This is a genomic window from Hoylesella buccalis ATCC 35310 (genome assembly GCF_000177075.1).
GTDB classification, from domain to species: Bacteria; Bacteroidota; Bacteroidia; order Bacteroidales; family Bacteroidaceae; genus Prevotella; species Prevotella buccalis.
Genome location: NZ_ADEG01000095.1, coordinates 1 through 14,979, shown reverse-complemented (window position 1 = coordinate 14,979; position 14,979 = coordinate 1). Strand labels below are relative to the sequence as shown.

Annotated in this window: 8 protein-coding genes and 1 CRISPR repeat array; of the genes, 5 read left to right on the top strand and 3 right to left on the bottom strand. The window is 46.5% G+C overall.

Annotated features, from left to right (window positions below):
- Positions 1–60: 60 nt before the first annotated feature.
- Both dnaE and trxA read left to right on the top strand, forming a co-directional pair.
- Complete coding sequence (gene dnaE, locus HMPREF0650_RS10710; protein ID WP_004350703.1) at positions 61–3,768, top strand: DNA polymerase III subunit alpha; 3,708 nt, start codon at positions 61–63, stop codon at positions 3,766–3,768.
- A 74-nt stretch (positions 3,769–3,842) separates the two neighbouring features.
- Entirely contained in the window at positions 3,843–4,157 is a 315-nt protein-coding gene (gene trxA, locus HMPREF0650_RS10705) for a thioredoxin (protein WP_004350702.1), read from the top strand.
- A 114-nt stretch (positions 4,158–4,271) separates the two neighbouring features.
- On the opposite strand, the gene HMPREF0650_RS10700 is transcribed toward trxA, so the two are convergent.
- Both HMPREF0650_RS10700 and HMPREF0650_RS10695 read right to left on the bottom strand, forming a co-directional pair.
- Positions 4,272–5,594: an ATP-binding protein gene (locus tag HMPREF0650_RS10700; protein WP_004350700.1), complete on the bottom strand. Its 1,323-nt coding sequence runs from the start codon at positions 5,592–5,594 to the stop codon at positions 4,272–4,274.
- A 323-nt stretch (positions 5,595–5,917) separates the two neighbouring features.
- A complete protein-coding gene (locus HMPREF0650_RS10695) occupies positions 5,918–6,199 on the bottom strand; it encodes a type III effector protein (protein ID WP_155813638.1) in 282 nt (93 codons plus the stop codon).
- 124 nt (positions 6,200–6,323) lie between these two features.
- Between HMPREF0650_RS10695 and HMPREF0650_RS10690 the strand changes: the two genes are divergently transcribed.
- Complete coding sequence (locus tag HMPREF0650_RS10690; protein ID WP_004350697.1) at positions 6,324–7,571, top strand: SLC13 family permease; 1,248 nt, start codon at positions 6,324–6,326, stop codon at positions 7,569–7,571.
- 772 nt (positions 7,572–8,343) lie between these two features.
- Here HMPREF0650_RS10690 and HMPREF0650_RS10685 read toward each other — a convergent pair.
- Positions 8,344–9,798, bottom strand: coding sequence for a hypothetical protein (locus HMPREF0650_RS10685; RefSeq protein ID WP_004350696.1), 1,455 nt, complete (start codon positions 9,796–9,798; stop codon positions 8,344–8,346).
- A gap of 1,460 nt (positions 9,799–11,258) precedes the next feature.
- On the opposite strand from HMPREF0650_RS10685, the gene HMPREF0650_RS10680 reads away from it, so the two are divergent.
- Positions 11,259–11,612 carry an anion permease gene (locus HMPREF0650_RS10680; protein WP_004350695.1) on the top strand — a complete coding sequence of 118 codons (354 nt, stop codon included), beginning with the start codon at positions 11,259–11,261 and terminating at the stop codon, positions 11,610–11,612.
- A gap of 301 nt (positions 11,613–11,913) precedes the next feature.
- The gene (locus HMPREF0650_RS10675; RefSeq protein WP_004350693.1) at positions 11,914–14,382 is read left to right on the top strand and encodes a bifunctional YncE family protein/alkaline phosphatase family protein; all 2,469 of its coding nucleotides are present in this window, start codon (positions 11,914–11,916) and stop codon (positions 14,380–14,382) included.
- A gap of 262 nt (positions 14,383–14,644) precedes the next feature.
- A CRISPR array of direct repeats spans positions 14,645–14,942; the repeat unit is 36 nt; unit sequence GTTGCTTTATATCTTGATTCTACATCAAACCACAAC.
- Between the last annotated feature and the right edge of the window lie 37 nt (positions 14,943–14,979).

Here is a 14,979-nt window from a genome sequence, read left to right as displayed (position 1 = left end):
CTCATTCTTTGGCCGTGTCGCGCATATTGAGTACCTTTACGCTCCAAATAAATTGAGCACATGAACGATTTTGTCCACCTACACGTACATACTTATTATTCCATTCTCGACGGTCAGTCGCCCGTGAAGCGACTCGTTGACAAGGCTGTTGCCGACGGGATGCGCGGCTTGGCCATCACCGACCATGGAAACATGTTTGGCATCAAGGAATTTTTCGACTATGCCAACACGGTTAACAAGCAGTTGAAGGCCGACGGCAAGCAGCCCTTCAAGCCCATCTTCGGCTGTGAGATGTATGTAGCTCGGCGCAGTAGGTTCGACAAGGTCAAGGATATGGGCGACATGAGTGGTTATCACCTCATCGTGTTGGCGAAGAACTACCGCGGCTACAAAAACCTCATCAAGCTGGTGAGCCATGCCTGGGAGGAGGGCTATTACATGCGGCCGCGTACCGACCGTGAGGAATTGGAGAAATATCATGAAGACCTCATTGTTTGTTCGGCCTGCCTGGCCGGTGAGGTGCCACGCAAAATCATTGCCGGCGACATGGCCGGAGCCAGGGAAGCGGTAGAGTGGTACAAGCGAGTTTTTGGTGACGATTATTACCTGGAGATACAACGCCACGAGGTGAAAGACCCCTCCATTCGGGCCAACCGTGAGGCCTATCCCATGCAGCAGCGCGCCAATCAGGTGATTTTCAACCTGGCTAAGGAGTACGGCGTTAAGGTGGTGTGCACCAATGACGTTCACTTTGTAGACAAAGAGAACGCCGAGGCTCACGATCACCTGCTGTGCCTCTCTACGGGGAAAGACCTTGACGACCCCACGCGCATGCTCTATTCCAAGCAAGAGTGGTTCAAAACCCGCGAAGAGATGAACAGCATCTTCAGCGATGTGCCAGAAACGATGGCGAATACCCTCGAGATTCTTAATAAGGTGGAAACCTATTCCATCAACCACGACCCCATTATGCCCAACTTCCCCATTCCCGAATCGTTTGGAAAGGAAGAGGATTGGAAACAAAAGTTTACGGAGGAAGACCTTCTTCGTGAGTTTACCACCGATGAGAATGGCGAAAATCCCATGTCGGAGGAAGACGCGCAGAAGCGGGTAGACCATCTGGGTGGCTACGAGAAGATGTATCGCATCAAGTTTGAGGCCGACTATTTGCAGCATCTTGCATACGAGGGTGCCAAGCCATTGTATGGCGACCCACTGCCCAAGGAGGTGGACGACCGCATACGTTTTGAGCTTCATGTGATGAAGACCATGGGTTTTCCGGGTTATTTTTTGATAGTATCCGACTTTATTCGTGCGGCCCGAGAGGAATTGGGCGTGATGGTTGGACCGGGACGTGGGTCGGCAGCCGGGTCGGTTGTGGCCTACTGCTTGGGCATCACGAAGATTGATCCCCTGAAATACGACTTGCTGTTCGAGCGTTTCTTGAATCCTGACCGTATCTCCTTGCCCGATATTGACACCGATTTTGATGACGATGGCCGGGGGAAGGTGCTGAAATGGGTGATGGACAAGTATGGCCACGAGAACTGTGCGCACATCATCACCTACGGCAGTATGGCAACCAAGAACTCCATCAAGGACGTGGCGCGGGTGGAAAAACTGCCGCTGGAGCGAGCAAACGCTCTGTGCAAGGCCATTCCGGAGAGGCTTCCCGATAAGATGAAAATGAACCTCAACAACGCCATCAAGTGCACGCCCGAGCTGCAAATGGCCGAAGTATCTACCGACATACGCGAGAGCAACACCATCAAGTATGCCAAAATGCTGGAGGGAACGGTGCGGGGAACGGGCATCCATGCCTGTGGTTTCATCATCTGTCGCGACCCCATCAGCGACTGGGTACCTGTGTCAACGGCGGATGACCCTGACTTTAAGGACGAAAAGACCAACTGTACGCAGTATGATGGGCATGTGATTGAGGAAACAGGTCTGATAAAGATGGACTTCTTGGGGCTGAAAACCCTGTCTGAGTTGAAGGAAGCGGTAAAAAATGTGAAGCTGACGAAGAACATAGACATCGACCTTGACAAGATTCCCATTGACGACGAATTGACCTACAAGCTTTACCAAGAGGGGCGCACCATTGGCACGTTCCAGTTTGAGTCGGCCGGCATGCAGAACTATCTGCGCCAGTTAAGTCCGACGAAGTTTGAAGATCTCATCGCCATGAACGCCCTCTACCGCCCTGGTCCCATGGACAACATCCCGTCGTTCATCGCCCGTAAGAAAGGAGAGGAGGAGATTACGTATCCCATTCCGGTGATGGAGCGGTATTTGAAAGATACCTACGGCATCACCGTTTATCAAGAGCAGGTGATGTTGCTCTCGCGCTTGCTGGCCAATTTCACGCGTGGTGAGAGTGACGCCCTGCGTAAGGCGATGGGTAAGAAGAAAAAGGCGATAGTAGATGCCATGAAACCCAAGTTTATCGAAGGCGGCAAGAAGAACGGATATGATGAGAACGTGTTGGACAAGATATGGGCCGACTGGGAGAAATTCGCATCCTATGCCTTCAACAAGTCGCATGCGGCCTGCTATTCGTGGGTGGCTTTCCAAACGGCATACCTCAAGGCGCACTATCCTGCTGAGTTCATGGCAGCCATCATGAGTCGACGCAAGGATCAGATAACGGAAATATCCAAGTTGATGGATGAGTGCAAGTCGCTGCGCATAGCCACGTTAGGCCCCGACGTCAACGAGAGCTATCAGAAGTTTGGCGTGAACCACAAGGGGGAAATACGCTTTGGTCTTGCTGCCATCAAGGGCATGGGCGATGCCGCTGCAACTGCCATCATCCAGGAGCGAGAGGCCCATGGACTGTATCAAGACATTTTCGATTTTGCACACCGAGTGGACTTTACTCAAGTCAACCGCAAGGCCTTCGAAAGTTTGGCGCTCAGTGGTGGATTCGACAGCTTCGGCATTCCGCGAGAGAGCTACTTCACCGCCAACAGCAAAGGCGAACTATTTATTGACACGCTGGTGCGCTATGGACAGCTCTATCAGAACAAGAAATCAGAAATAGAACATTCGCTGTTTGGCGGCGTAGATGCCGTAGAGATTGCCACACCACCCATTCCTAAACCAGAGTTGTGGAGCAACATTGAGAAACTGAATCGCGAGCATGATTTGGTGGGAATCTATCTTTCGGCCCATCCGCTGGACGAGTTCAGCATCGTGTTGAAGAGCATGTGTAACACATCGTGCACCGAACTGGGCGACAAGGCAGAGTTGGCCAAAAAGGCAGACGTGGTTTTCGCTGGCATGATTACTGAGGTGAAGGACAAATTCACGAGAACCGGAAAGCCTTGTGGCTTCGTGACAATAGAAGATTTTAGTGGAACAGGCGAGATAGCCTTCTTTGGTGAGGAATGGGGAAAGTGGAAAGGAATGATGGTAGTGGGCAGTACCGTTTATCTTACCGGCAAGTGTTCGCAGCGATACCGGGACAGCAACTACTACGACTTTCGCATCAACGATGTTCAATACCTGCAAACGGTAAGAGACAAACAGATACACAGGCTGACCATTGTCGTGGACAGCGAGGCCATCGACGAAGTGGTGGTGAACGACATCGTGTCGATGCTGCAAGATTCGAAGGGCAACACGCAGCTGTGCTTCCAGGTAGTGGACAAGAAACATCAAACCAGTATCTTGCTTCATTCAGGGCTTCAGCAAATCAGTTTGAATCATGACCTAATCAGATATATCGAAGGAAACCCCAATATGAATTATCTGGTGAATTAATTTGGCACGATGCTTGCATGATTCATGATAATCATTTATCTTTGTCATAAAGACATATAAAAATCAAATAAAAGATGGAAGTAAAAATCACAAGCGAGAATTTCGAGAGTTACAAGAATGGCGATCTGCCATTGGTAGTGGATTTATGGGCTACATGGTGCGGCCCCTGTCGCATGGTAGGGCCTGTCATCTCAGAGTTGGCAAACGACTATGATGGAAAAATCGTCGTAGGTAAGTGCGATGTAGAAGAGAATGACGACATCGCCATGCAGTTTGGTGTACGCAACATTCCTACTATCCTCTTCTTCAAGGGAGGAGAGTTGGTAGACAAATTCGTCGGGGCAGCCTCAAAGGCAACGCTCGATGAGAAGTTCAAGGCCCTGCTGTAATAGCGGTCAAATCAATGAGGAAAGTATGGCGGATGTAAGGCATCTGCCATACTTTTCTTTGTTTTTAGGAGGCGAAGGTAGCTTTTCGCGATTGTTCAGCAATAATTTAGAATGTCAATATTGTGGTATAATGGACTCTTCCAATAAAAAAGGAATGACACCAACATAGATTATGCCATCGTCATCCGTCCATAATTTGGAGTTGCCATCAAGAATTACCATTTTCTTAAAGAAATCCCCTGAGTTCTTTAGAGAAAATGTTTCTTGGTTCTTTTTCTCAACAGTATCTACATTCAATGCAGATTGGATGTAAATCTTTTCACGTCCTGTATTGGCGATAAAATCAATCTCATATTGTGACTGTTTCTTCTTGCCATCAATAACACGTGTCAGTTCTACGACTCCAACATCGACGCGATATCCTCTACGAATTAGTTCTAAATAAATAAGGTTTTCCATTAAATGAGACTTTTCTTGTTGGCGGAAATTCAGTTTCGCATTTCTTAATCCCATATCAATGGAATAATACTTCTGAGTGTTGTCGAAGTATTTCTTTCCTTTAATGTCATATCGTTTAGCACCCAAGAACAAATAAGCATCTTCAAGATAGTTGATATAATTCTTGATAGTATGATCAGATGTTTTGCGCTTCATAAAAGAACTGGCAGTATTAGCCAAGTTATGGGTATTTGTTAGTGAGCCTACTGCTGAATAAAGCGAATCAATAAGAGCATCCAACACTTCATCATCCTTTAAATTATACCTTTCAACAATATCTTTAATGTACACATTCTTGTGAAGGTCGTAAAGGTATTTCTGTTTTTCAGACTCACTTTGTTCCAAGACTGCTGACGGCATTCCCCCATAGGTTAAATACTCTTCAAGTGCATCAGCTTTTTCAAGTCCACACACTTCATAATATTCTTTGAAGGAAAGTGGATACACTTTTATTTCTGACCCTCTATCACGGAAATTCGTCACAATATCAGAAGACAGCATTTTAGAATTTGAACCAGTAACATATATGTCCAAATTCTTCCGTGCCATAAGGTCATTGAGAATGTCATAGAACGTTGTGTAAAGCATATCCTTGTCGTCCTCAGATACAAGGCTTTCGTCTATAACTGTGTTTTTTACTTTTATAGACAATTGTATCTCATCGATAAAAACATAATATCGTTTTTCTTCATCGCATGCTTTATCCATGATGTATTCATAAAGCGCATTCGGATTTCTGTACTTTATGTTCGCTTTTCTATCTAATGCGATTTCTATGAAGCAATCTTCAGAAACACCCTCTTTCTTCAGATAATCTTTGTATAATGTCGATAACAAAAAAGATTTGCCACAGCGTCTAATGCCAGTGATTACCTTTACCTTTCCATTCCAACGCTTACTTATCAAAGCTTCGATGTATTTATTTCTTTGGATAACCATATATTACTCATATTACTGCAATATCAGTCGTACTGTTCGACCTTTTTTGCAGTGCAAAGTTATAGAATTAAATTTAAGTAAGCAAATTAAAGCAATTTTATTGCTCTTAAATAGTTTTCATCACCAATTCTTTCCGCAGGTTAATATGAAAAATGCTATCTCGCCTTTTTGAGGGGTAACTAATCTTTTCTCATTTTTATGAGGCGAAGGCTACTTCTCGTTTCATCCTTCGTTCCTCATTTCTAATATCACGACGGCACCTGTCACACCCTATACCTCAAAAGCCATCGTATAGAATAGGCACTGCGGCTCTGTGCAGCTGGCTATAGAGCCTTGCTGACCTGCTTGTTATCGACCACGATAAGCCCTTTGGTTCGAGCCACTCCATACATATAGAGCGCCTGCTTGTGCGTGCAGCCGAGGATTTGCTTCAAGCGCAAGAGAAAATCAGACCGCTTTAGAGTAGACTCGCCAGACTCGCTGAAAACACGATTGACGGCATCTTTCAGACGCGGCTCATCAAACGCCAGATTGTGGTTCTTACGATAGGTCAGATAGGCAATTGCCAGGATGAGCACTACTGCAATGAGAATAATAAACACCATTTTCATAATATATAAGGTTTTTGATGGATAATTCCTGAATAAAAACTACACATCCCACATCGGGAGAGCGGTATGTTCAACTCTCCTTGACAGAAAAGTTACAACGCAAATATAAGCATTTCCCATGATTTTCCTCTTCATGGGAGGCTTCATGATAGCCAAGGCCATGATGGTGAACGGCGTGGACAAGCGTATCGCCTATGGCATTATGTCGATGAAATGGGTGGGCGACAACCCGCGGCGCATCTTCCTGGCCATCGGACTGGCGTGTATGCTCTGCTCGGGCTGGATTAGCAACACGGCAACGGCTGCCATGATGTTCCCCATTGCGCTGGGACTGCTCGAGGCTATCCGTGAGATGATGGCCGCGCAAGGCAAGATTGTCAACCTCAGCTCGTACAAATATGCCACCGGACTCATGCTCATGACGGCCTACGCCTGCTCCATCGGTGGCGTGCTCACGCCGATTGGAACGCCGCCGAACATCATCATGTTGGGATTTCTCAACGAGATGTGCGACCTGCATGTATCGTTCTTCCAGTGGATGGTATGGGGATTCGTGGCCATGGTGGCCTATTTCGCAATTGCCTACATCGTGCTTTCTCGCATGTTCCCAAGTGACGTGAAGCACATCGCGGGTGCCACCGAGTTCATCGACGGCAAGGTAAAAGCACTGGGGAAATGGACCCGTGCGCAGAAGAACACGATGATTGCCTTCGGTGTGGCTGTCATCCTCTGGATAACACCAGGTGTGCTGAGCATCGTCCTCGGAACCCAAAGCGACGTGCTGAACAGATACAACAAGCTCTTCCCCGAGGCCATTGCGGCAATGGTGGGCGCACTGTTGCTGTTCTTCCTGCCCGTAGACCTGAAGAAGAATAAGATGACACTCGACTGGAAGGATGCCGTGGCAGGCGTGGAATGGGGCACGTTGCTGCTCTTTGGTGGCGGACTGGCCATGGGCGGCATGATGTATTCCACCGGTCTGTCGAGCTGGATTGGCGACCAGATTATCGCCATGATGGGTGGCAAGCCATCTGAACTGCTGTTCGTGGCCGTATTCTGCGTGATGTCACTGCTGCTGTCAGAGCTGACCTCGCACACTGCTGCGACCAACATGATTGGCCCGCTTGCCATCGGAACAGCCCTCTCGGCAGGATTCAGTCCAGTGCCGGTGGCAGTAGGCGTGGCGCTCTCTGCCTCGTTGGGTTTCATGCTTCCCGTCTCGACGCCACCCAACGCCATCGTTTATGCCAGCGGCTACGTCCCCATCACAAAGATGATTAAGTCGGGTGTGTACATCGACTTCATCGGCATCGCCATTGTCACCATCCCCGTCGCGCTGTACTTAGTGAGCATGGTTGTGGGATAAGTGGGCTACAAGCACAGAAAAAAAAGACCGTATCCCAGTCACACGACAGGATACGGTCTTTTTGGTACGCTCGGCATGAGCATTATCTAACGGGTGGAAGTCCCGAGTAAGCCCTAATAGTGGGAATTACATAGCCAAAGGCAAGGGTGTTCATCGTGAGGTGAAATCTGAAGGAAGCCGGCGGCAAACATCTGGCCTAACGAACAGAAACTTCATATAAGGCATATGACCATGGATAAGATTGCCAGACAAATCAAAGTCCCATAGCTATTCGGAATGGTCGGTGTAAATGAAGTAGGTATAAGATGGAAAGATAATGTTCTTATCCGAGGAGGTCTCACGGACGTTTCAAATAGTTGTTTTTACGAAAGAAGCGGAGTAAAGCTTGCCGTGAGAAGTCAGCAGAGGTCATAGTACCCAAGGCACGTGTGCCTACAGGGAAGGACCGAATCGTGCAGTGCAATAGTAAATGAATGCTACCCTGCGAACCTTTTCGTCAGATGTCCGAAAGGAGCTCTCTATCCAAGACGATAGGACGGAATCCGACAATAGGATAGAAGTGACGTTACTCAAAGGGATAGCTGAAAACAACTTGCCACACACCGTGAGGTGTAAAAGTACGAAACCGCCGTATGCCGAACGGCACGTACGGTGGTGTGGGAGGTCGGTATATGTGAAAGTAGGAGGTAAATGCCTTTTATGAATAACATTTACTTCCTACCCGATTTATATAAACTACATTTAATTGCGTTATCCACATTAAACTTATTTATCATTTAATTGGTTCCGCATGCACATAGTATTCACTGTTTATAGGGTCTTCTTCGTCAGTTTTAAGTATCAGTACCATGCGTGAATGTTTTGTACGCCAATATGCCTTAATATCAGCATCTTCGGGTAGTGTCTTAAACGTTTTACACAGCGAAGCCTTTTCTGTTTCTTTTATAGTACTGTGTGCTTCATAGTACTGGTCCATAATCTTCAACAGACCTTCTCTTTCACGTTCAAGCACGCCTAACATATATTCCTTGTCGTTTTTGTCTTTTGCTCCTTTCAGTACAATACGTAACTCTGCATACGGATTTGCAATGTCTTCTTTGTAGGCTGTAGGTGGAGTGATGATGAACTCACGGTTCTTGTCAAGCAAGCAATATTCTGTTAGCTCGGGGTTCTTTGGATTATACCTTACAATATCCCAATCGTAACCAAAGAATCCATCATTTACTAAATAGAGCCTCTTATGAGCTTGATAGACAATATGACCATCTTTATAGCCATTGGCATATACGGTAGTATTGTCATGAGGTGTGAAGAAGTATGTACTCCACCAATAGGAGGTCTTCAAACTGTTTGTCTTGCGTTCCATGATGCCAAAGCTATCTGGCATATCACGACAATCACTCGTCCAAGTAATTGAATCGTAGTAATTGTAAAAGGCGTTATCCGAAGAGTTGAAACCATATTCATCGGTAAGTTCAAATGTTATAAGGCGGAAAGTCTGAAACACAGGGTCTGTGTTGTCTTTATTGTCTTCTGTATAGTATGCCTTAATCTTGAACTTGCAGTTTTCAGGTACAGAACGGTCTATATCCAAATCATATGTGTAACTTTTCTTCATCATTTCCAAATCTGTTTTTGTCATGCGCTTATATACAATCATGCCATAAACAGACTTGGAACCATTGCTGCCTTCACTTCTCGTTCCTATTTTTTGCATGGTATACATTAAAGTCTTGCCATTCGACTCGTCAAGTTTAAGAATCTGCATGTATCTGTTTTCTGTTGTCAGATTGTTGTTGCCAAACAGTATGAAGCCATTACCCACGTCATAACTCCATGATACACGACTGAAACAAAAGGCAGGCAAGTCATCACTATAAAAATAACTAAAAGCTTGCTGTGATGTCTCAAACCAAAAGTGTGTAGGGCTGCCACCAACTCTGTCTTTCCAAAATTCCTCCTTGCTCAACTTTCCGTTTTCCTGTACCTCATAAGTGGCAATACTCTCCCAACCATAGCCCTTGACCTTACTCTGTATTTCTTCTGCTGCTATTGGCTTTCTCCCTTTTAGCACACAGCACCCCTCATCATTGACAGTATAGGTTTGGTTGAATAGATTCATATCCAACTTACGTTGCTCAACACTCAATTCCTCAGACTTATCGCAACTGCCAAATACAACAGTGCAAGCTACGATGAGTGCTATTAACCAAAACTTCTTAGTCATAATAATCCAAATTTAAAGATTTTACATATAGACAGATTACGGATTTTCAGTGTTTCAAATTCTGCTGTTCAAGATAACTGAGTGCAAAAATACAAAAGTATCAACGTAATAGTGCTTTTTTTATTTTTTATAACACTCAAAACATACTTTTGTAATCGGTAACTTTGAATCGTCAAAAATCGGATCGAGTGATACGACAGTCATGCAGTGCATACACTTCCCTCTTCATTCTTCTCTCTTCCCTCTTCATCCTTCATTCTTCATTCTTCACTTTTCATTCTTCACTTTATAAAATATTATTACCATTTCCTGTCATTTTCTTTCGTCGCATCTGGGCAGAAATGCGCCATGTTTTTCGGATAATTACAAGACCGAAGAATATCAAAAACACAAGGCCGATGCGGTTACAGCCTTGTGGCACCGCGATTTGAGCTTATCGATTGCGCGACCGAACCTTTGTCGCATCGTGATTAGAGTTTAATCGCAGTGGCGTTTGATATCTAATCGTAGACAACAAAAAACGTATAGTAAAATCATGTTTGTTAAACCCCAGAACGTCAACCCACTACGAATTATCTCAAATTTCTCGAATTTCAAACCGAAGGATTCTTATTTTTAAATACGCGAAATATAGAGAGATGATTGTAAGAAAAAATATCAGTATTTGTTGTCTCAGGATTCATCCAGGACATCTGTTGATGAGAACAAAACTGCATGGATGAACAATGATCCATTTTAATTGATGCAATAGGACAGAGGAGGTGACCTCGTCAGGAATAATCTTGCTTCTCGTGTTAAATAAGGATTATCACTCCAAATGTCGGATGAATCATAAGATATTCTACATCTTATCACAATAAGGCTATATGCCGAAGGATGTAAGTCCTACAGCCCCTCTTCGGAGGGGCTTATTTTATTGAGAGTGTATTATAACTCGTCTTTAAGACACGCTTTTTCTTATTTCATGTTTACTATTTGTGAGTTTTTATTGTCTTGAAGACAAAAAAGAAAGCGCAGTCATCTAATAAAAATTAAAATGAAAGGATACTCAAAAGATACGCGTTTAGCGTAAAATTTGAGAAAATAATATGTGCAATGAGAAGTAATTTTTATAGAAGAATTACATTTAGCTTGTGAGTTCAATGTCTTTATCGGTTAGCAAGGTAATGACAAAATCATCCAAAAGAAAAATGAATAATGCCACGAGTTTAGATATTATTTTACGATAATATCCTTATTTGAGATAAAATTTCAGAGTAAATGCGACCTTGGTTTTAAAACTTCAAGATATAGCCATCTTCATCCTTGAAAGCATTAGCAGACTCCAGGTAGTTTTTGGTTAGCTCGAAGTCCTCCCCCCTGATGTTGCTGCTGAACAGTCGTACACGTTCCATCGCACGGATGATGACAGACGGATCTTTCTTCCAGGACAGTCTTCGAAGCGCGACCAGATTATCGCCATGATGGGCGGTAAACCGTCTGAACTGCTGTTCGTGGCCGTATTCTGCGTGATGTCACTGCTGCTGTCAGAGCTGACCTCGCACACCGCCGCGACCAACATGATTGGTCCGCTTGCCATTGGAACTGCCCTCTCGGCAGGGTTCAACCCAGTGCCGGTGGCAGTAGGCGTGGCACTCTCAGCCTCGTTGGGCTTCATGCTCCCCGTCTCGACGCCACCTAACGCTATCGTTTATGCCAGCGGCTACGTCCCCATCACAAAGATGATTAAGTCGGGTGTGTACATCGACTTCATCGGCATCGCTATCGTCACCATCCCCGTCGCGCTGTACTTAGTGAGCATGGTTGTGGGATAAGTGGGCAACAGGCACCGAAAAAAAAGACCGTATCCTGTCATTTGACTGGGATACGGTCTTTTTGTATGAGGTGAAGGCAGGTTCTCGTTTCATTTCTCCATCTTTATTTCATATTTTTTTTCCTCAATTCTTATTTCTTATGGACGCAGCAATGAGCTCCTGCAATCGAGACCTTCCTTCTCCCTCTCTGAGATGTCACATGATTGTAACCTGATTCAGTTTTTCTTCTCAGAATGAATCCATAACTTTGTGCTGTCTTTTTGTAGACCAAGGTATTAGCGTGATTTATTTGAAATTGTCAATGATGAAATATTTGAAAACATGGAGTGTGCTTTTCGCTACACTCCTGTCTGTTGGTGCGTTTGCCCAGCAGGCACAATCTGTTATGTTGCCCAACGGCTGGCGCCTCACGCCTGCAGGCAAACATTTACCGCTGGGAGACCTCCCGCTGAACATGGCCGTGTCGCCCAACGGGCGGTGGCTGGCCGTGACCAACAACGGCTACGGCCGTCAATGCGTCAAGGTGTTTGACACCAAAAAGCAGGTAGAGGTGGATGACCAAACCATCCGCACCAGTTGGTACGGACTGACTTATTCGCCCGACGGCAAGACACTCTATGTCTCGGGTGGCAACGACAACCAGGTTAACATGTACCAAGTGGCCAATAATGGGAAAATACACCTCGGCGACAGCATCGTGCTGGGCAAGAAGTGGCCCGTGCGCATATCGCCCGCTGGTTTGGCTGTTCATCCCAAAACCGGTCATCTTTACATCGTGACACGTTGGGACAACTCACTGTACATCTACGATCCAGCAACCAAGCGGCTCCTCACGAAGGCTCCTTTGGGCGGCGAGGGCTATCAGGTGCTGGTGTCAGCAGATGGCAAGCACGCTTACGCCTCCTGCTGGGGATGCGACCAGGTGAAGGTTTGGGACGTGGCAGCGAAGGCGTGGTCCGATTCTATCCCCGTGGGAAGTCACCCCAACGAGATGTGTCTGGACGAGAGAAACGGTAGACTTTTCGTGGCCAATGCCAATGACAACAGTGTCTCGGTGGTGAACCTGCGGCAGCGGCGGGTGGAGGAAACCCTCAACGCAGCTCTTTTCAGTCAGTCGCTTCCTGGCAGCACCACCAACGGACTGTGCTTGTTGAAGCATGGCAGGCAGCTGGCCATCGCCAATGCCGACAACAACTGTGTTACACTCTTCGACGTGTCGACGCCAGGCAGCAGTAGAGCCATGGGCTTCATTCCGGTAGGATGGTATCCCACGAACGTGAAGTATGTCAACCACAAGCTGTGGGTGACCAACGGCAAGGGACTGAGCTCTGCGGCGAACCCACATGGGCCATGGCCTGTCTCTCGGCAAGAACAATTTGAGCATCATCGCGGCGACGTCAAGAAAAACAAGAAAGTGCAGTACATCGGCGGAATGTTTCTCGGGGCAATGTCCATCATCGACGTGCCCAACAAGAAACAGTTGGAACGATACACTCGACAGTGTTTTGCCAACACACCATACGACCAGAAAAAAGAATATCTTTCAGGTAGTGAGCCAGGTAATCCCATTCCACAGAAGTTAGGTGATCCCAGTCCCATCAAGTATGTGTTCTACGTCATCAAGGAAAATCGAACGTACGACCAGGTGCTGGGCGACATCCCCAAAGGCAATGGCGATTCATCACTGACGCTCTTCGGTCGACGCGTCACGCCCAACCTTCATAAGATAGCCGAGGAGTTTGTGCTGCTGGACAACTTCTATGTGAACGCTGAGGTGAGTTGTGACGGACACAATTGGACTATGGGTGCCTATGCCAACGACTATTTGGAGAAAGTGTGGCCAACCAACTACAGCGGGCGGGGCGACGTATATGCCGGTGAGGGCGGCCACAGAATGGGAAACAACAAGTCGGGATTCTTCTGGGATTTATGCAAGGCCCGTGGTGTATCCTACCGTTCTTATGGCGAGTTTTGTAAACGCGAGACCAGGAAAGTGGGCGGCAAGAAGGTTGCGGCAGAGGTTGTTCCCACCATTGCCTCGCTGGAAGGTCACGTGTGCCCCACGTTCGAGCCTTACACCCTCAAGGTGAGAGACACACTTCGATATCGTCAGTGGGAGGCCGATTTCGATTCGCTGTTGGCCATCCATCAGGTTCCGCAGTTTAATACCGTGCGCTTCGGAAACGATCACACCGAGGGCATGAAGCTCAAACGGCCCACGCCATACGCCCATGTGGCCGACAACGATTTGGCTGTAGGCAAGCTGATAAATCACCTCAGTCATTCACCCATCTGGAAAGAAACGGTCGTGTTTGTCATTGAGGACGATGCGCAGAATGGCTCCGACCACGTAGATGCCCACCGCAGTACGGCTTATGTGGCTGGTGGATTTGTGAAGCGAGGCTTCGTAGACAGTACGCCTTACACCACTACCTCCATGGTGCGCACCATGGAACTGATACTGGGGTTGCCGCCCATGACCCAGCACGATGCCGCCGCACGCACCATGTGGCGATGCTTCACACCGCAGGCCGACGTTACGCCCTTTGTGCATCTGCCCAACAATGTGGCGTTGGACGAACTGAATGTGAAGGCAAGTAAATACCAGGCCATGAGCGAGACCTACGATTTCACGAAAGAAGACAATGTTCCCGACGTGGAGTTCAATCAGGTTCTATGGCACGGACTCAAAGGCGAGCATGTGCCGTATCCACCCTTGCGCCGCTCTGCCTTCCTTACCTATTCAGCACAAGACGATGATGACGATTAGGCAAACTGCACTTACCCAGCTGTCGTAGAAGAAATCTTTGTGTGCGATGACGATGGTAAGCATGATGAGCAAAGTGCCGAGGGTGGGGGGCTAATGTGCCACTCTGAAACATTGCTCGGTGATGAATGGATGAGGCACCATGTTCTTTTGCTATCTTATGTCCTTCTTATATATAGGTGTAAAATATCGACCCGCTCGTAAGTTCAATTAAGATTCTACATCAAACTACAACTGCGAGCGATGCTCTGTGGACGGCAACAAGGTTGCTTTATATCTTGATTCTACATCAAACCACAACTTTCCGATGCTGGAAATATTTACCGCTATGTTGCTTTATATCTTGATTCTACATCAAACCACAACTAACTTGCATTCTTCAATTAAATCTCCTACGTTGCTTTATATCTTGATTCTACATCAAACCACAACTATTCTCTCTTCAAAAATCCATAAACTTCTGTTGCTTTATATCTTGATTCTACATCAAACCACAACAATGATAATGCGCTCGTGCTTCACAAGTAGTTGCTTTATATCTTGATTCTACATCAAACCACAACTACGTACCGTTCACTTTTGGGCAGTTCAGTGTTGCTT